At 67.2% G+C, this 18,548-nt stretch carries 15 protein-coding genes; 10 read left to right on the top strand and 5 right to left on the bottom strand.

What is annotated here, in order from left to right:
* Positions 1-12: 12 nt before the first annotated feature.
* The gene (locus Poly30_RS11700) at positions 13-981 is read left to right on the top strand and encodes a hypothetical protein (RefSeq protein WP_145197445.1); all 969 of its coding nucleotides are present in this window, start codon (positions 13-15) and stop codon (positions 979-981) included.
* Complete coding sequence (locus tag Poly30_RS11705) at positions 960-2,498, top strand: hypothetical protein (RefSeq protein WP_145197447.1); 1,539 nt, start codon at positions 960-962, stop codon at positions 2,496-2,498. The genes Poly30_RS11700 and Poly30_RS11705 overlap by 22 nt, the downstream gene beginning before the upstream one ends.
* A 9-nt stretch (positions 2,499-2,507) precedes the next feature.
* On the opposite strand, the gene Poly30_RS11710 is transcribed toward Poly30_RS11705, so the two are convergent.
* Positions 2,508-3,290: a ferredoxin--NADP reductase gene (locus Poly30_RS11710; protein WP_145197449.1), complete on the bottom strand. Its 783-nt coding sequence runs from the start codon at positions 3,288-3,290 to the stop codon at positions 2,508-2,510.
* A 221-nt stretch (positions 3,291-3,511) separates the two neighbouring features.
* On the opposite strand from Poly30_RS11710, the gene Poly30_RS11715 reads away from it, so the two are divergent.
* The 3 genes from Poly30_RS11715 (at position 3,512) to larC (ending at position 6,527) form a co-directional block, all read left to right on the top strand.
* Positions 3,512-4,234, top strand: a complete 723-nt coding sequence (locus tag Poly30_RS11715; protein WP_145197451.1) for a hypothetical protein — start codon at positions 3,512-3,514, stop codon at positions 4,232-4,234.
* A 62-nt stretch (positions 4,235-4,296) separates the two neighbouring features.
* The gene (locus Poly30_RS11720; protein WP_145197453.1) at positions 4,297-5,139 is read left to right on the top strand and encodes a ComF family protein; all 843 of its coding nucleotides are present in this window, start codon (positions 4,297-4,299) and stop codon (positions 5,137-5,139) included.
* 38 nt (positions 5,140-5,177) lie between these two features.
* Positions 5,178-6,527: a nickel pincer cofactor biosynthesis protein LarC gene (larC, locus tag Poly30_RS11725; protein ID WP_145197455.1), complete on the top strand. Its 1,350-nt coding sequence runs from the start codon at positions 5,178-5,180 to the stop codon at positions 6,525-6,527.
* Here the strand turns inward: larC and panD are convergent.
* The gene (gene panD / locus Poly30_RS11730) at positions 6,524-6,910 is read right to left on the bottom strand and encodes an aspartate 1-decarboxylase (RefSeq protein ID WP_145197457.1); all 387 of its coding nucleotides are present in this window, start codon (positions 6,908-6,910) and stop codon (positions 6,524-6,526) included. The two genes, larC and panD, sit on opposite strands and share 4 nt — an antisense overlap.
* Before the next feature lie 471 nt (positions 6,911-7,381).
* Between panD and Poly30_RS11735 the strand changes: the two genes are divergently transcribed.
* Both Poly30_RS11735 and Poly30_RS28390 read left to right on the top strand, forming a co-directional pair.
* Positions 7,382-8,707 (top strand): SH3 domain-containing protein, encoded by a 1,326-nt coding sequence (locus Poly30_RS11735; protein WP_145197459.1) that lies wholly within the window; start codon positions 7,382-7,384, stop codon positions 8,705-8,707.
* A gap of 14 nt (positions 8,708-8,721) precedes the next feature.
* Positions 8,722-8,895: a hypothetical protein gene (locus tag Poly30_RS28390; protein WP_419191277.1), complete on the top strand. Its 174-nt coding sequence runs from the start codon at positions 8,722-8,724 to the stop codon at positions 8,893-8,895.
* 178 nt (positions 8,896-9,073) lie between these two features.
* On the opposite strand, the gene tgt is transcribed toward Poly30_RS28390, so the two are convergent.
* From tgt to ruvB, 3 genes are read right to left on the bottom strand one after another with little or no spacing between them, the layout of a single operon-like run.
* Complete coding sequence (tgt, locus tag Poly30_RS11740; protein WP_145197461.1) at positions 9,074-10,288, bottom strand: tRNA guanosine(34) transglycosylase Tgt; 1,215 nt, start codon at positions 10,286-10,288, stop codon at positions 9,074-9,076.
* The gene (locus tag Poly30_RS11745; RefSeq protein WP_145197463.1) at positions 10,285-11,610 is read right to left on the bottom strand and encodes a SpoIID/LytB domain-containing protein; all 1,326 of its coding nucleotides are present in this window, start codon (positions 11,608-11,610) and stop codon (positions 10,285-10,287) included. Before Poly30_RS11745 ends, tgt begins: the two co-directional genes overlap by 4 nt.
* Positions 11,607-12,638, bottom strand: a complete 1,032-nt coding sequence (gene ruvB, locus Poly30_RS11750; RefSeq protein WP_419191368.1) for a Holliday junction branch migration DNA helicase RuvB — start codon at positions 12,636-12,638, stop codon at positions 11,607-11,609. The genes Poly30_RS11745 and ruvB overlap by 4 nt, the downstream gene beginning before the upstream one ends.
* Positions 12,639-13,475: 837 nt before the next feature.
* On the opposite strand from ruvB, the gene Poly30_RS11755 reads away from it, so the two are divergent.
* The 3 genes from Poly30_RS11755 to Poly30_RS11765 all read left to right on the top strand — a co-directional run bounded on the left by Poly30_RS11755 (position 13,476) and on the right by Poly30_RS11765 (position 18,539).
* Positions 13,476-16,721, top strand: coding sequence for a YncE family protein (locus tag Poly30_RS11755; RefSeq protein WP_145197467.1), 3,246 nt, complete (start codon positions 13,476-13,478; stop codon positions 16,719-16,721).
* Positions 16,722-16,891: 170 nt separating this feature from the next.
* Positions 16,892-17,611, top strand: a complete 720-nt coding sequence (locus Poly30_RS11760) for a ubiquinone/menaquinone biosynthesis methyltransferase (RefSeq protein ID WP_145197469.1) — start codon at positions 16,892-16,894, stop codon at positions 17,609-17,611.
* A 25-nt stretch (positions 17,612-17,636) separates the two neighbouring features.
* A complete protein-coding gene (locus tag Poly30_RS11765) occupies positions 17,637-18,539 on the top strand; it encodes a CPBP family glutamic-type intramembrane protease (RefSeq protein WP_145197471.1) in 903 nt (300 codons plus the stop codon).
* Positions 18,540-18,548: the final 9 nt, after the last annotated feature.

The raw sequence follows: 18,548 nt of genomic DNA on the forward strand, positions 1-18,548 counted from the left end.
CTTCCTTCACCCATGCGTCTCGCACTCGTCACCGGCCTGTTTCTGCCCCTCCTTTCCGCGCCGGACTTCACGGGCGTGACCGTCGAAGAGGGGACCAAGGTCACCAAATCCTTCGAGAGTTCCCTTCGACTGGAGCTGGTGGACATGTCGTTCACCATCGATGGGGAGGAGCAGCCGCTGCCCGCGGGCAGCGCTCCGACCATGATCCTGAGGGATGAAGAAGAGGTCGTTTTCGTGGACGAGTACGTCAAGGTGGGGGATGGGCGCGCGCTCGAGCTCGTTCGCACCTACGAGACGCTGGGGGACATCAGCACGCAGTCCATCACGCCGCCCGATAGCGACGAGGAAACGGAGGAGACGGAGATCGGGGAAAGCGTGTTCGAAGGGCAGTCGGTCCGCTTCGTCTGGGACGAGGACGACGAGACCTATGTCGCCACCTACGTGGACGAAGAGGACGCCGACGAAGACCTGCTCGACGATCTGGAGGGGGAGGCGGACTTCCTCTGCCTGCTGTCGGACGAGCCGATGGAGCAGGGCTCTCGCTGGGACATCGACGTCTCTGCTTTCCAGAGGATCTCCAGCCCCTCCGGGGATCTGCACATCGACGATCCCGCTGCGAACGAAGAAGGGGACGATGCGTTCTCCGAAGCGTTCGACGAGAACCTCACCGGTGAGATGAGCGGAACCGTCGAATCGATCGAGGATGGCAAGGCGACGATCCTGATCGAGGGCGAGGTCTCCACGGAGTTCGAGCTGGATCTCTCCGAGGACGGCTTGGAAGGGCCGACGCAGGGGTTCGAACTGACCTTCGAGATCGAAGGGACGCTGATCTGGGATCTGGAGGCGGGCCACGCCGTCGAATTTCAGTGGGGAGGCGACGTCGAGATGACCGTGACTCTCTCGGGCGAGCTGGAGATCGGCGAACTGGCGCAGATCCAGCTCTTCGAAGGCACCCTCGAGTGTTCGGCGACCTTCGAGTGACCGCCGGGGGTCTTTCGAGGGTGGCGCGGAGCGCGCCCGCACTCCTGCTGCTCGTCGCAGCGATCGGATCGATCGCGCTCCTCTTCGTCGCCGTGGCCCAGCGGATCGGGGTGCCCTTTGCGCTGGAGTGGCAGGAGCCCGCGATGCTGGAGCATGCTCTGCGCGTTCAGTCGGGCGAGCCGCTCTACGTGGAGCCCGGCGTCACGTTCGCGCCGTTTCCCTATCCGCCGCTCTTTCACTGGGTCGGAGCGGCAATGTGCGAGCTGGCGGGGCCTTCGCTTCTGGCGTTGCGGCTGGTTTCGGTGCTCGGTCTCGTGGCGGTCTTCGCGGCGCTGATCGGGTCCTTCCGATGGGTCGCGGGGGTCGCGGCCGCAGGCTGGTTCGCGGCGCTGTGGGGCTGGACGGGCTTCTGGCTCGACGTGGCGCGGGTCGACAGCCTCGCGCTCGGGCTCGGAGCGGTCGGATTCGCCCTCGTCCTGGCGGTCGAGAAGCGAGATTCGACGGGCGACTCCGGGTCGGGTCGGTGGTTCGCCGCGTTCGCTGGCGTGGCGTCCGCGATGGCGGTGCTCACGAAGCAGACCCAGCTCGGCCTCGCGGTCGCCCTGCTCGCCGCGCTCCTCGTTCGCGCGCAGACCCGGCGTGCGGGGGTCGCGTACCTCGTGGCCTTCGTCGCGGTCCTCGGGCCGACGGTCCTCTGGCTGGACCGTTCGAGTTCGGGCTGGTTCCTCTGGACGACCGTCGATCTCCTGCGCGGGAGTCCCTTCCACGGACCCGCGGTCCTCGGGTTCTGGATCGAATCGGCCGTACCCTTCGGGCTCCCCATCGTCCTTGGTCTTCTGCCCATGGTCCTACGCGACCACGGAAGACCGGGGCCTGCGCTCTCGCCGGGTCTCCTTCTCGGATGTGGCGCGCTGAGCGCGAGCGCATGGGCCGCGCGCGCGCACGAAGGAGGCTTCGACAACACCCTCCTCCCCGTCGCGCTCGCCTCCGCGTTCGCGTGCGGCGCCATCCTGCGTGACCTCGGGCAGAGGGACCGTGCCCGGTGGCTGGCCAGCGGCCTCACCGTCGGTGCCACTCTCCTGATGGTGCCGCTGCCGTGGGGTGTGATTCCGACTGACCGTGACCGGGAGGCGTACGAGGAAGCGGTCGCTCGATTGGACGCGATCGCGGGCGAAGATGCGGTCTGGCAGCCGGTCAGTGCGCTGCCTTCCACGAGGTCGGGCTTCGTCCACAAGATGGCGATCGTCGATCTGGCGAAGAGTCACGAAACCGACGAGGCTGCTCGCCTTCTGGCTTCGCTCCGCGAGGCGCTCCAGGAGCAAAGATTCTCCGCGATCGTCCTGGGTCTGCTTCCCCGTGAGGGCTGGGGCGATCTCGCGGGTCTCATCGAAGCGAGCTACGAGATCAAGGCGGACCTGCAGGCTGCAGACGCCGGGGCCGACCGTCGTCCCGCGTTGACTCCGGTTACCGGTGCGCCGCTCAAGCCGAGGTACGTGTTGACGCCTCGGCCGAGGTAGCACGTTTCGCTACCAGTACTTCTCCATGTGGATCTGGCCGGGCTCGCGCTTGCGATGGCGCGCCATGCCGAGCGCTTCCAGATCCTCTTGCACGGTGGCGACCATCTTCGGGTTGCCGCAGAGGAAAACCTGGCAGCGTTCCTTAGTCAAAGGCTTGCCGGTCAGCGCCTCGTAGGCCGCCGGGGCGAGGTGCTTCTGGACGCGGCCCCTCAGGCCGCTCCATTCCGACTCCGCCACGTCGCCCGTGAGGGTCGGGAAGAACAGGAACGAGTCATCTTCGTCCGCCATCCGCTGGAGTTCGTCGAGGTACCCGAGGTCCTTCAAGTAGCGGTCGGAGTAGAAGAGGATCGTTCGTCCGAAGCGAGCCCGGTGCTTCGCGTCCAGGAGCATCGGCCGATAGGGTGCGACGCCGGTTCCAGTCCCCACGAGCACGAGGTCTTCGGCGTCCTGCGCGCCTTCGAGGGTGAAATGGCCCGCGATTCGCTCGTCCATGTAGATCCGGTCGCCCGCGGATCTCTGGAAGATTCGAGGCGTGAGCTGGCCGTCGTCCACCCGGCGGATGTAGAAGTCGAGCACGCCGAGCCCTGGCGTCGAGGCGATCGAATAGGCGCGGCGAATGGCGTGGCCGCTCTCCTCGTCCCAGTACTCGCCCTCCGGCAGCGACAGGTTGGCGAACTGGCCCGGCTCGAAGTCGGGGAGGGTCCACCCATCCGGCCGCACGGTGAACGTCGCCAGGCCGTCCGTCCACTCCCGTCGGGCAGTGATGGTGGCGTTGGGGCCGAAGATCTTCATGGGTGCCTCGGAGGGGGAGGGGCGCGGGAAAGGACGGTCGGGAACTGAGCCGAGATCTGGGCCGCGGACAGTTCGCCCCAGGAACGGGGGGAGCGAGGCCAGCCGGCCCCAGGGGGCGGGAGCGCGGACCAACCACCAGAATCTGACGGGTTCCCGAGGCGATCAAGAGGCTTTTCTCGGCCTTTCTTGCGACGCCACGTCCGGGATCCTACCTTTCTTCCATGCTCCCGCTCTGCATCACGCGCCCCCAGGAGACCTTCTTCGGGGGGGCTGACTGGACCTCCCTGGGCCTGGTGTCGTGCATCATCGGGGCGTTCCTCATCGCGAACTCGACGCTTTTCGAGCATCCCAGGTCACTGGTCGGGCGTTATTTCGGTCGGTCCATGGGGCGCTTGCAGTCGGTGCGCGAGTACGTCTACAACCGGGTCCAGACCACGCTGGGCTTCGCGTTCCTGCTGGCCGGCTTTGGGTTCCAGTTGATCGGGCGCTTCCGCGAGGTCGTGCCCGAGGGATCGGGTCCGGTCGAGCCGCCGCTCTCCATGGCCTGGGTCGGCGTGATCGTGGCGTCTGCGATCATTCTGCTCTTCAGCGGTTGGTGGTGGTCGGTCTGGGCCTTCCGCCGCTACGTCCGCGAGTACTTCACGGACAACCCGCGCGACTTCATGGCCGAGCCAGCCGTGGCGCGCGAGGTCGGCGAACTCTTCGGCATCGAGTCGAGCGAGAACGATACGGTCGAGGACTACGTGAAGCGGCTCGTCAAGGAGACCGGTCTGCCGCAGCGCGGGGGCGGAGCTTCCATGCTGTCGGGTTCCCTGGGTGGGAGTCGAGCGGGAGCACTGGGTAGCACCCTGGGTGCGAAGCGAGGCCCCTTGCCCCCGGGCGGTGCGGCGCCGAACGTCGGCGGCTTCGCTGGTGCAGCCAGCCTGCCCGAAGACTTCGAGTAGTAGCCACGTCATGGCTTCGGGCTGCAACCCCTGAGAATGCGCGGCGGTCCCCCATGGTGAACATGGGAAGCATCGAGAGAACATGCGCGCGCACCATGGACCTGTGGGTGACGTCGCTGGCGTCGTTCGCGCTGTCAGCGGCAGACGTGATCTGGCCGCGCCGCTGCACGCTTTGCGGAGACCCCGAGCTGTTCGACGGCGACGGAGATCGGGCCGGCGTCGACGCCTGTGCTGCGCACGCGTTGACCGGTAGCCTCTGGGCGCCGGGGGCGGAGCGAATGACCGGGGGACGCTGTCCACGCTGCATGGGGCCGCTGCCGCCGGGCGTGTTCGGAACGGTCCCTTGCAAGGACTGTCGACGGAGCACCCCGGCGTTTGTCGGGACACTCGCACCCTTCGAGTACTCGTCGTCGGGGATCGCCGATTGGATCCTCCGATTCAAGCACGGCGGCCGGCGGGACCTGGCACGGCCCCTCGCGCGCCTGTTGCTCGGCGCGCTGGAAGAGCGTCCATCGAATGAGGGCCTCCCGGGCCCCGCGGCAGGAGACCTGTTCGTGCCCGTTCCGCTGCACCCGGTCCGGCTCGCCGAACGCGGGTACGATCAGGCGTCGCTGCTCGCGGGCGAAGTGGCGAGTCTCTGTGGCGGGCAGAGGCTGCTCCTCTTGAAGAGGACGCGCGTGACCCATGTGCAGGGCGCTCTCGCCGCGCCGCCCAGGCGGGTCAACGTACACGGCGCCTTCGCCGTCCGGTGCCGGCTCCCGGCGGCGGCGCATGGCGAGGCCGCCGGCCGCATCTGGCTGGTGGACGACGTGATGACCTCGGGGGCGACGGCCTCCGCGTGCGCGGCGGCGCTTCGGTCCGCGGGCCTCCCCGAGGTCCGCGTTCTGGCGATCGCGCGGGCCTGATCACGCTGCCGGGCATCCGGGCGGTTACCCTGCGCACCATGGCGCAAGATCACACGGCCTCTTCCGAATCGCCGAGGCTTCCCGGACCGGCAGGCGGCCCCACGGACCTCTTTCTCGAACCGTTCGGCGGTCTCGCGGGCGACATGCTGCTCGCCGGGCTGCTTGACCTCGGCGACGAGCGATTCCGACTCGAACACCTTCAGGAGCTGGCGGAGGCTTTCGTGCCCGGTGAGGCGAAGCTGTCGGCGTCGACCGCCTGGCGCGGATCGCTCTCCGGGACCCACCTCGACGTCGTCACGCCCGAGACGAAGGCGCCTCCGCATCGACACCTCGGTGACCTCGCGGAGATCGTGGAGCGCTCGCCGCTCTCTCCCGCGGCCAGGGCCTTCACGATGGGCGTGCTGCGGCGCATCGCCGTGGCCGAGGGGCGCGTGCACGGTTGCTCGCCGGAGGAGATCCACTTCCACGAGGTCGGTGCCGTCGACACGTTGATCGACGTCGGCGGAGTCGCGCTGGCGCTGGAGCGACTCGGCATCGAGCGAGTGTTCGCCGCTCCTCCCATCCTCGGATCGGGCGTGGTGCGCTGCGCCCACGGCGAAATGCCGGTGCCCGCGCCTGCGACCGCCGAGATTCTCCGGGGAGCCGCGACGATTGCGGGCGGCGGTGGGGGCGAGCGCTGCACGCCCACGGGGGCGGCGCTGCTCCTGGAGCTATTGGAGCTCGGGCATGTGCCGGAGTCCGCGGCCGGACGCGTTGGGGAGACGCCTGGCTCATGGACCTCGGAAGCGATCGGTTATGGAGCGGGGACGCGTGACCCTCGCGAGGGGCCTCCGAATCTCCTTCGGGTTCAGCTGGGGCAGTCCGGGGCCTGTCGGGGCACATGGCAAGGCGCCCGGGGCAGCTCGGATGGGCTGGCGGATGGCCTGCCGGATGGGCGCACGGAGACGATCGACGAGCTGCGCGTCAACGTCGACGACATGACCGCCGAGGACATCGGCTTTCTCGTGGGCAGGCTCCGGGAAGCGGGTGCGCTCGATGTGTTCACGAGCCCGATCGCCATGAAGAAGGATCGTCCGGCGGTGCTCATCACGGTCCTGAGTCGGCCGGAGGATCGGAGCGCTTTGACCTCGGTACTCTTCGAGCACTCCAGCACCTTCGGGGTGCGCTGGAGTTCGGCCGACAGGACGGTGCTGGGCCGGCGCTTCGACACCCTGGAGGTCGAAGGCGTCCCGGTCCGCATCAAGCGACGGCTCGGGCCGGGCGGCGCCGAGACGGCCTGGCTGGAGCACGACGATCTGGTGGCCCTGGCAGGCCACTTCGGGGTGTCACTGGAAGCCGCACGCCGCAGGGTCCTGGGACGCCTTCAGGATGGAGGCCAGGCGGGCTAGCGTGCTGCCGACGCGGCGCCGATGACACCACGCTCGTGGGTCTCGATTTCGCGGACGAAGCGGTTCTCGTCGTCGACGAGGATCTGCTTCGGAGCTTCCGGCTGATCACCGTAGCCGAAGGCCATCAGGATGACCTGGTCGCCCTCTCGGACAAGGTGGGCGGCCGCGCCGTTGATGCAGACGACGCCGGATCCCGCCGGACCGGGAATCGCGTAGGTTTCGAGCCTGGAGCCGTTGGTATTGTCCACGATCAGTACGCGCTCGTAGGGCGCGATATCGACGCGCTCCATGAGTTCCGAGTCGATGGTCACCGACCCAATGTACTCGAGGTTAGCTTCGGTGACGGTCGCGCGGTGGATTTTGGCTCGGAGGAACTGGCGCATAGGGCTGGTGGGACAGTGGTGAGGGCCCCGTGCGGAGCCCCTGCGTGGGGAGAGGGTAGGCGGCCGGAGCCGGCCCTTCCAGTCCTGGATGGGAGTTGAGCGTCGCGGAAAGTCCCGTGACCCTCTTCTGGACAGGAGCCACTACCGTGCGCCGGCTCCGCGCATTCATGACACGTCCGTCAGGGGCTTTCGAGCGGGACTCCGCCAGGGGCGCACTCCCGGCGCCCGGGGATGCCCTATGGATCGTGACTTCGACGCAGAGTCGGGATCGGACGGCGCTGCTCCGCGAGTCGCTGTTGGCGCAGACTCCTGGTGGCCAGGACCTTTGGGAATCCCGCCGACCGGCCCTGGAATCGGCCCTTTCAGGTTCCTAGAGTCGGCACCGGGACGCCCCGGCGTCCCCTGTCGCTAAAGCCCCTGGCCATCCGCACGGCCGGTGGGAGCTTCTTTGGCCTGGAGGGGAATCCAATCATGAAACAATCGATGGCTGTAGCGGTTCGCACGACCGCTGGCTTCGCGCTCCTGGGCGCTTTTTTTGCAGGCTCGAATCTCGCGAGCGCCGCCGCACCTGGCTCGGCCGAATCTCGCCTCGCGCCCGAATCTCGCTTCGCGGCCGAGGCTCCCCAGGCAGAAGGGCAGGTGGAGGGTGCGATCTACATGCGCACGAAAGGCTCCGCCGTGGCGCGGAACTTCCCCGATCAGAACGGTTCGGCCCTGGCCACGATCGCCCCAGGGACGATCGTGCGCGCTTACCGCTCCAGCAGCGGCAAGCCCGTCTTCCGTGAAGTCGAGGTCGGCGGTGGATTCCCTGTCTGGGTCTACGGCGCGTACCTCCAGCAGACGGACGTCGAGAACGTCCTGATGGTGACCGGTTCGCGGGTCAACATGCGACCGCTCCCCGAGCTCTCGGCTTCCGCGATGGCGCTCCGTTCCAAGCTCGAGGGCGGCGAGCGCGTGCTGATGCTGGCTCGCGCCAACAAGGCGCCGTCGTTCAACGAGGACTGGATCCGCATCCAGGCCCCGGTCAGCGCGAAGGCGTGGATCATGGATGACTCGCTGGAGCCCATCGACCGCGTTCTAGGGAAGCTGGAGTGGGCCGAGGTGAACAGGCCGCTGCCGACGACGTCGCGCGCGCGCGCTTCGGCCGGTGTGTCGAACGCGTCCACCGGCCGCGGTGCCCAGGCACCGGCGACCGTGCGGCCTGCCGCCCGCCAGTCCGCGCCCGTGGAGACGGCGGTGATCCAGGCGCTGAGCGATGCAGACAAGGCGTACGTGGCCGCCGACTCTCTCAAGACGGCCACAGCCGCCGCGTGGCGCGACGTCGTGGACGCCTACGCGAGCGTTGTCGACGAGGCCCCTGAAAACTCCATCACGCACGCCAACGCATCCGCTCGGATGACCGATGCACGCATGAAGCTCGAGGTGGCTGAAGTCCGCGAGCAGCTGCTCGCCCAGCGGGAACGCCGGGACGAAGAGCTCCGTCAGCTCGACGAGTTCTTGGACCACCAGGATCGTAAGCGGACGGCGCGGTGGGATCGCTACGAGGAGCGTGGCTGGCTCGAATCCCGCAACGTGGGTGGCCAGAAGCGCTGGTACCTCGTCTTCGCAGGCGACACCGTCGCCGAGGTACGCTGCATGAGCGAGCGATACCAGCTCGACGTGTTCGACGGCTTCGAGATCGGCGTGATCGGTCACGAGGTCGTGCCGGTGGTGCAGATGACCCAGACGAGCCTCGCCGAAGCTCGCGTGGTCGACATCCAGCGCATCGAGGTGATCTCGGCCAAGGGCCGACGCTAGGCGAAGAATCAGCCTTGAAGGTCTTCCTTCAGCTTCTGACAGCGCCGTTCCGCGCTTTGGCCCGGGCGCTCTTCCGGAGCTCGGGCGGCGGCTATCTCTGCGATACGTGCAAGTGGGACTACGGCAACGCTTGCACCCGTCCGGAGCGGCCGAACGCCAAGACGTGCCCTGACTACAAGCGGCGCTAGTGCCCTGAATCAGAAGTTCGTCGCATTAGTTTCGCCTGTTTCGCTCCGTAGCTGTGTTGCCGAACCTTGGACGGAACTACTGCTACGCACTGCGGTTCGGACGCCTTGCTACGAAACGAAATTGACTGAAACTAATGCGACGAACTTCTGATTCAGGGCACTGGCGCCGCCCGTCAGGTCAGCTCAGCTCGCCGGCGAGGAACTCCTCGGCGGTGAGCCTCCGCTCCAGCCTCGGGACCCAGTAGTCCCGCAGAGCCGTGAGTTCGCCCTTCGGGATCGCCTCTCGGATCATCACCATCAGCTGATGGAAGAGCGCGAGGTTGTGGAGCGAAAGCAGCGTCGCACCCAGCATCTCGCCGGAAAGGCAGAGGTGCCGAAGGACGCCTATCGAAACGTCCTTGACGTGCGGTGCGACGAACACGTCGTCCAGCGGCGCGTCCACGTCCTTCCAGCCCGCGTTGCGCAAGTTGATGCGGCCGCGGCTCGTCCAGACCTGATGGGTTCGTCCGTGGCGGGTCGGCGTCACGCAGTCGAACAGATCGACGCCCGCCGCGATCGCGTCGAAGAAATCGCGCGGCGTTCCGACGCCCATGAGATAGCGCGGCCGGTCGGGTGGCAGCGCGGGAGCGGCCGCTTCGACGGCCACGCGCATGCTCTCCCGATCCTCGCCGACGCTGACTCCGCCGATCGCGTTGCCGATGAAGTCGAAGCCTGCGATGACGCTCGCGGAGGCCTCGCGCAGGTCCGGGAAGGCTCCGCCCTGGACGATACCGAAGAGCGCCTGCCCGGTGCCCTCCACCCCGCCCGCCATCTCGTGCTCGGTGGCGCAGCGCGCCAGCCAGCGATGGGTCCGGGACGTGGCCTCGATCACGCCCACGCGGTCCCTCGGGTCGGGCGGGCAGTGATCGAACGCCATGAAGACGTCCGGGCCGAGGCGCTGCTGGATCTGGACCGCGCGCTCGGGCGTCAGGCGGATCCGGTTGCCGTCGACGATGGACTTGAAGGTGACGCCGTCGTCGTCGAGCGTCGAGATGTCCGCCATGCTGAACACCTGGTAGCCGCCTGAGTCCGTGAGGATCGGACCCTTCCAGGCCATGAACTTGTGCAGGCCCCCGAGCGCTGCGACCGTGTCCTCGCCGGGGCGCAGATGCAGGTGCAGCGTGTTGGCGAGGATCATGGTCGAGCCGACCTCCCCGATGTCACGGGGAAGGATGCCTTTGATCGTTCCTCGGGTACCGACCGGCATGAAGGCGGGCGTGGGCACGTCACCATGGGGCGTGGTGAAGACACCCACGCGTGCGCGCCGCGCCTCCGGATCGCCGGGCGTGGTGTCGAGCACGCGGAAGCCAAAGCCTGCGCGTTCGAAGTGGGGGAGCGTGGCGTCGTCGGTCATGGAAGCTCCGTCGAGTCGATGCGACGGATCTCGGTGCCGGGGTAGTAGTGGCGGAGGATCTCTTCGGCCGTGCTTCCGTTGCGCGCGAGGTCCCGTGCGCCTTCCTGGCAAAGGCCCACGCCGTGCCCGCGGCCGCGGCCCTGCAGACGAAGTGACGCTCCCCGGGGGATCGGTGTCCCGGCCGCGGGGGCGAGTGCGTCGATCAGTGCGCTCTTCAGCTCGCCGTAGCCGAGCGCACGGCGAATGGCATCGAAGGGGATCGTGACGGTCTTCGCCCCCGCCTGGTCCCCGATGACGCGGGCCTCCAGCCAGCGACCGAACGGATCCGTGCGAACGGCCTCGATGCGTGAGAGCGGGCCCCCGAGTTCGAAGGTCGTTCCCAGCCTGGCCAGCTGGTCGGGGCCGAGCGTCACGACCCAGCTGAGCGGGCGTTCGGCATCAGGCCAGCCGTTCGCCTGTTCCTTCTGAGCGCGCGCGCGGCAGGAGGGGCACGGGCGGCCCGTCGGGCCGCGCGCGTCATAGCGCTTCACTTCCTCCGCGAAGACGTCCGCGAAGTTCGCCGTGTGACCGCCGCACGCTGCGTGATAGCGGGCTTCCTCGAGCCGATCGCCGCGCACGAGGACCTGCCCGGTGGTGCGTTGGACGGCGGCGCGAAGGCGCGCGGCCACCGTTTCGGAGCCCCTGGAGCTGCGTCCGTCGTAGGAGCCGCGGTACGCCTGGTCGAGCACGCCGTCGGTCAGCCTGGCGGGCTCCCCGTCCTTGCGACGCTTGGCGATCGCCGCGGTGGCGAAGGTCCGGGCGGCGATGGCCTGGGCCTCGAGCTCCGCGGGCTCCGCCGACCAGATCGGGAGCTCGGCGGCCACAACGCCCGCGATGTAGGTCTCGAGCGCGAGGCGTACGGAAGCCTCGAGTCCGCCTTTCGAGTGAGTGGCGACGAACAGTTCACCTTCGTGAATGCGTCCGCGGATGACGACGGGACCGGCAAGGCGAAGGGGCTGGCCCTCGGTGACCCGTCCCACGGTTCCGTCGATCGCCACGCCTCCGCGGAGACGGGAGACGACGCGTGATCGGCCGCTCGCGTCGGCGAGTTCGATACTCTCCGTCCCATCGAGGTCCGTGAGATGGATCTGTACGGTCCGGGGAACCACGAGTTCACCCTCCGCATTCTTCGAAAGCCAGTCAGGCCCGCGCGGCGCGACGGTCGTCGGTGGGGGGGAGAGCGGGCGGACCGGCCGCGGTTCGATGGGGGCGCAGGCGACGTACGCGACCGCGAACATCGGGGCGAGAAGCACCAGCCCGATCCAGCGTGGGGAGGCGCTCATTCGAAGGGAAGGTTGGGCGTTGGGCGTTCCCCATCCGTGGTCCCGTCCCCGTTCCCGGGTGCATCGAGGCCCATCACGCGGAACCCGTCCGGCGAGATCATGCGCCCCCGCGGCGTCTTCTGGATGAAACCCGAGCGCAACAAATGCGGTTCGAAGACGTCTTCGATCGTGTCCTCGGTCTCGCCGATGACGGCGGCGATCGTCTTGAGCGCAGCTGGCTTGGGGTAATGCTGCGCGAGGCAGCGCAGGATGCGGCGGTCCATTTCCTCCAGCCCGCTGGAGTCCACGCCGATGCTGGTCAGCGTCACGCCCGCCAGCTCTTCGGTGATGGTGTCCAGGCCCATGACCTGGGCCCGGTCGCGGGCGCGCTTCAGAAAGCGACCGGCGATCCGCGGCGTACCGCGGCTCCGCTCGGCGAGCAGGCGCGCGGCCTCATCGACAAGGCCAATGCCGAGGATCCCTGCGGCTCGGTGAAGGATGGTGACGAGGTCACTCGCCGGGTAGGGGTCCAGGCGTTCGACGAGGCCGAAGCGCGCCCGGAAGGGCGCGGAGAGCAGGCCCTCGCGCGTGGTCGCGCCGACGAGCGTGAAGGGTTCGACCGTGATCGGAAGGACGCGCGCGTGGGGGCCGGAGTCGATCGTCATCTCGACGCGGAAGTCTTCCATCGCGGTATAGAGATACTCCTCGACGCTGATGGGCAGGCGGTGGATCTCGTCGATGAACATGACGTCCCCGCGCTTGAGGCTCGTCAGCAGCCCGACGAGGTCGCGCGGTTTGTCGAGGGCCGGGCCCGAGGTGGCGTGGAGATCGCTTCCCAGCTCCTCGGAAAGGATGCGGGCCAGGCTGGTCTTTCCCAGGCCCGGCGGACCACAGAACAGGACATGGTCAGGGGGCTCACTGCGACCTTTTGCCGCATTCAAGTGCACGTGGAGGTTGGCCACGATCCCGCGCTGGCCTACGAACTCGGAAAGAGATCCGGGTCGCAGGCCGATCTCCGTGATTCGTTCGGGCACGAAATCGCCGATCAGGGCCTCTCCGGGTCCGGTTCCGAGTGCGCCGGAGAGCGCTCCCGGATGAAATACGTGATCCTGGCCGCTGCCAGCCGCTTCGGTCAAGTCATCGTCGGGCTGCTGAACGTTCACGGCCGCCATTCTGGGGCCCCGCCCCGCCCAGTTGCACGCCGAATCGGTGGAGATCGCGCACTCCTTGGGAGGAGCTGCCGCGCCACTGCGTGCCTAGGAGTTTGTCGCGCATTGACGAATCCGCGTAGCGCATTTCCCGAATCGCAATACTTCGATGATTCGAACCCACGTGACTACTGCCACGCGAGGGGTCGAATCGCCTTGTCTTGCGATCCGGGCAGCGCACTACGCGAATCCGTCAATGCGCGACAAGCTCCTAGGCCCAGGGTTGCCCCGTGGGATTTCTTGACACACGGGCAAGGCGGACCCAGACTCAGCCGTCGGCTTCCGGCACAAGGGGATTCGGCATGGGTGTGCGCGATCGCTCGATCTCGCGCTGAACATGCTCTTCTCGGTGTGACAAGCCGCACGTTCGAGGTTCTTGACGGCGTCCAGCCGACGGGAGCCCACGCTCTTTGCAGAGGAATCAGGGCATGTTTAAGTCGCTGTCTACCAGCTACTTATGCGGCTCTTGGGACACCGCTGGACGCGTCTGGCGGCCCCATTCGAGGATCGGGCACGTCAATTGTGGCTTCCTATCGGCGCTCCTGAAAGGATTGGCCGCCTGGACGGGAAACTTCCGGTCCGTCACCGCCTAGATCCGGTTCGAGATTCCTGTCCAATCCCCCCCCGGCGACCCCCCGACCACCATCACTTGGCAAGCCGATCACTTCGGCGTTCTACATGCCCAGAGACAACATGACCGCGAATTCGCTCGTTCCACGATCGCGCCCAGGCCAAACGGCCCTGGCGGCGACGTCTCTCTTGATCGCCGCGTCCTGCGGAGCGTTCGACAGCAGCAAGAACTCTGTCGAGGGAGTCAGCGGCTCCGGCGCGGTTCTCCGACTGAACGAGGTCAGCAACGGCTTCGGCCAGCTGCTTCCGCACTCGGTTCTTCGGCCGGGTACCAATGAGATCATCTCCATTCGCTCGCTGGACGATATCGCGGCGAACGTGATGCGTGGCAACGCGATCCTGCCGACGGTGACGTTCCCGACGGAAGCGATCGAGCCGGACAACACGCCCGGCAACCACTTCATCTACGCGAACTTCACGCAGGTCATCGATCCGCTCACGGTGCTCAACCCGAGCCCGACGAGCAACGGCCTCTCCGGCCCGGTGAGCGTGACGACGATCGACGCTGCGACGGGTTCGTCGCTGTCGGCCGATGGCCGTGCTTTCGTGGGTGGCAAGACTCTCGTTCGACCGGCCGGCGGCGGCCAGCTGGAGCTCCAGCAGTGGGTTGTCCTCGACGAGCCAACGGGCCAGCTGGTCCCCACCGAGCAGGGGCTTGAGAACAACTTCCAGGCGCGTGGTTTCCCTGGACTCGGTTCTGCCCCGCAGAACGCGGCGACGCTCGTGTCCGACAAGACGATCCTCTTCGTCGCGGACTCCGACGCCAACCTGAACAGCTTCGAGACGTTCCCCCAGGGGGTGACGATCCGCTTCCGCGTGACGACTTCGCTCGTCGCTGCGAACGGACGGCGCCTCGCGGATCAGGTTCTGGCGGCCACGACGGTCGGCTCCGACGAACTCAGCCCTGAGCTTCTGCGCACGCCTCCGCCCGCGGAGCGTCCGTTGATCTCGCCCGGTAACGGCGATATCAACGTGGACCCCGAGACGTCGATTCGCTTCGAGTTCACCGAGCCGGTTCAGCCGTACTCGGTCGGAGAGGTCCTCGGTCAGGGACCGCCGCTTCTTTCCAGCGCGATCAAGATCTCCTTCGGTCCGGCCACCGGCCCGACGGACGTTCCGATCAATGCGGTGCCGATCAGCCCGTACGACCTTTCTACGTATCTCGTCCGGCCTGGCTTCCAGTTCCCCGGTCAGGGGCCTGAGTTCCTGACATGTGGTACGTTCTCGACCGTTTCGGTCTCGCTCTCCACGAACCAGATCGAAGACCTGGCCCTTGTGGAAGGAACCGAGCCGGGACAGCTCGTTCCGAACACCAACTCGCGCGGCGCGGACACGGACTTCGAAACGGGAGAGGGACCGGGCATCGTCAACGCACCGGTGGCTCCCGACGTGATCTACGTCGGCCGAAGCGGCGCGAACGCGGGCATTTCCGTGCTGGACCTGAACGGGTTCGGTCAGTCGACGGGTAACCCGGTCAGCAGCGCGCCGTTCCCGCTGGAGGGCGAAAGCCGCTTTCCTTACGATCCGAACGTGACGCAGAACCCGACCGTCCGTCCGATCCTCAGCCCGGGTGAGTGCACCATCGACGGTGGTTCCGCCGGCGTGTTCACGCTGACCTTGGACAGCAGTCTTTCGGACCTGCTCGCGACGGCTCCGCTCGTCAGCTCCGCCACCGACATCCACTTCGGGCACGCGCTCGACGTGACGTTCCGGAACGCACCGCCCCCGTTCGGCTGCCAGGCCGGCGGTGGCAACGTCTGCGCCCTCGACGGTATCAAGATCATCTCGATCGGCCTCACGTCCCAGGCCAACACGGTGGTGCCGACCCAGGCCAACCAGCTTGGCGGCGTGAGCCCCGGCTACGAGAACGTGATCTCCTGGGCGCCGCACCCCAACCCGCCGGGGATTTCGTTCCCGCCGGCCTGCGTGTCGCCGTTCCTGGCCGGTGCCGAGCCGACGACCGTCGACCCGCAGGTCAACCCTACCACGGGTCTGATCACGCCGGTCAACAACCTCCTGGCTCCCGGCAATCCGTTCCCCGTTCCGGCGAACAATGCTCCTCCTCGTGGTCTCCTCACGCTGGAGACGAACCAGTTCTTCCTCGGGCCGTCCTTCGGCCAGACGAACGCGCTGCTCTGCAACCCGTACCAGATTCGTCAGCAGGTGGGTCACTTCCTCTACGTCGCGGACCGGCCGCGCAACGAGGTGGTGGTGTTCAACTCCAACCGTATGCTGGTCGTGGCTCGTATCCCGGTGGCGGATCCGACGTCGTTTGCGATGGGACCGAACATCGACATCCTGGCGGTTTCGAACCAGCTTTCGGACTCGGTTACGTTCATCGACATCAACCCGGCCTCGGCTCAGTTCCACAACGTCATCAAGCAGGTCCAGGTGGGTAACTCGCCCCGCGGCCTCGCCTTCGACGGGATGAACGAGGACCTGATCGTCTGCAACGAACTCGACAGCTCGCTGTCGATCATCGCGGCCAGCAGCCTGCTCGTCCGTCGGACGATCAACTCCCAGCTCAACCGCCCGTTCGAGCTGGCCGTCTGCCCCAGGCAGCTGACCTGGTCGTTCCGCCGCGCCGTGTACTTCGCCTACATCCTGAACCGAACGGGCGCGTGCGCCTTCTTCGAGTCGGGTCCGAACGGCGTCAACGGCTGGGGCTTCGACGACGTGGTCGGTATCGTTTCCTTCGATTTCCAGGCGCCCAAGACGATCCAGCTCGATCCGATCAACCTGGACGCTTCGGTGTACATCGTTCATGAAGGGGCGATCGACGCGAACACCGGCGACGCCGGTGAGATGGGCGACGGGGCGATCTCTCGTCTTCGCATCGAGAGTGGTCCCTTCAACGCGGTCCTGATCACCCAATCCGGCTTCGCTGGTGGCTCGAACCTTCGGGGCGTCGAGTTCGGTGTTCCGCTTTCGGTCAGCCAGTCCGCAGGCCAGCTTTCGGGTATCCCGATCGACATTGCCTTTGACAACCAGCGAAACGTCGGCGCACTCCTCGGCCCGCGTAGTGACTTCACGGCTGGTTCGCCGCTGCCCGCGAACAACAAGTCCCAGGTCCGCGTGACGACCCAGTTCATCACGAACGGTCAGCAGAACACGTTCGAGGCGCAGTTCATGTTTGCTGCGGTACCCAACCCGGTCGGAGCCAGCGGCGTCATCGACGTGCTGGCGCTTGGCCAGACGGGTACGGCTCGCTACGACACGAACCCCTACATCGCGGGTGTCCAGTCGATCGACGTGCCGCAGGTTTCCGTGCTTTGCGACTTCAGCCGTCAGTAACCTGCTGTTGTGATCGGGAGGGCTCCGGGAAGGTGATCGTCCGATGAAGAGCGACCCCGTGGGACGAGCCTCTGGCTCCTCCACGGGGTCGCTTCTTTTCCAAGGGGGCCCCTCGCGGGCGTCTTTTATCGTGGCATCCCCGGGGGCGAGCGGCTCGAATGGCGAGCAGAATGGGAGAGCGGACGTTGACGGAAGCGAAGAGCGACAAGGACCCCAAAGTCGTGCAGGGGATGTTTGCGCGGATCGCCGGCCGGTACGACCTGGCGAACCGAGTGCTCTCGGGCGGAGTCGATACCCGGTGGCGACGCAGGGTGGTGAAGCGCGCAGGTGGCGACCTCTCGGGTCAGCGCGCCGTCGATGTGGCCTGCGGCACCGGGGACCTTGCGGTCGTGCTCGATCGAGCGGGGGCCGACGTCCTCGGGGTCGATTTCACCTTCGAGATGCTGGAGCACGCGCCGGCGAAGCTGCGTCCGGGCGTCTGGGTCCAGGGGGATGCGCTGGCCATGCCGGTGAGTTCCGGGAGCGCCGACGTCGTGACGATGGCCTTCGGTTTGCGCAACGTGGTGGACAGGCGCCAGTGCTTCCGGGAGTTGCTCCGGATCACGAAGCCCGGTGGCAAGGTCCTGATTCTGGAGTTCGGCATGCCGGACCGCGACCTCTTCGGGCGCGTCTACCGGTCGTATCTGACGCACGTGTTGCCACGCATTGGCGGGGCGCTTTCGGGCGACCGCGCAGCCTACCGCTACCTCGATAGCACCGTTCAGGAATGGCCCGACGCCCACCAGCTGAGCCAGGAGATGCTGGAGGATGGATTCGCGTCCGTCGATCACGAGCGTCTCTTCCGTGGCGTGGCCTGTCTGCACGTGGCCGTGGCGCCCAGCGAGGTCTGACCCGATCCGGGCGGAGCGAACAGGCTTGGCTTACGACCACGAGTACGACGAAGAGGAGGATTGGGAGGAGGAGTGGGAAGAAGAGGACGAGTGGGAGGACGACGAGGAGTCGCTCGACTGGTCCGAAGCCTGGGATGAGGACGGCGACGGGGAGGTCTCGGCGGCCGAGTTCTCGAGGACGGTCAGCTTTGGAATCCTCGCGATGATGCCTCTGTTTCTCGGCTACGAGTGGGCGCTGTCCTCGGGCGCCGCCGGTCCTTCTCCTACACGATCGATCGCAGAAGCGATCCTGAGCACGCCGCTTCGTCCGCTCGGAGCGTCGAACGCATCGATCGCCCGGATGATCATGCTCGGTCTGATCGCGCTCTACGGACTCGTCGGCTCGTTTCGAAGCGGCACCCCCCTCGTCCCGCGACTGGTGCGGGTTCTCGGCGAAGCGGCGTTAGCGGCCCTCTTGCTCGGGCCCGTTCTCGCGTTGACTGCCCGGGCTGCCGAACCATTCGTGGGTGCCATGATGATCGGCGAGGCGGCGGGCGTGCCCGAGCTCCGCAGGGCGGCCTTCGTCATGGGAGGCGCTGCCTACGAGGAGATCCTGTTCCGCGTGCTCGCCGTGGCTCTCGTGTTCCTGCTCGTCAAGAGGGGGTCGGAGTGGATGGGTTTCGGTCGACGCCTGTCGAGCCTCACCGGCGCTCTGGGCGCGACGGCTGTATCCGCCATGCTCTTCGCGTTCTTCCACACCGAGATGGCGACGCGCTGGATGGGCGGGAGCGGTGAACCTTTCGATGCCGCGCTCTTCACGTGGCGTGCTGCCTCAGGCGTCCTCCTGACGGCGATCGTCTTCTGGCGTGGCGTCGGCGTGGCCGCCTGGGCCCACGCCTTCTTCAACCTGGTGCTGCTCCTGGGCGTGAGGCCCCCGGCGCTCTTCTGAACGGATACC

The sequence above is a fragment of the Saltatorellus ferox genome, from assembly GCA_007751475.1.
In the GTDB taxonomy this organism is placed as follows: Bacteria; Planctomycetota; UBA1135; order UBA1135.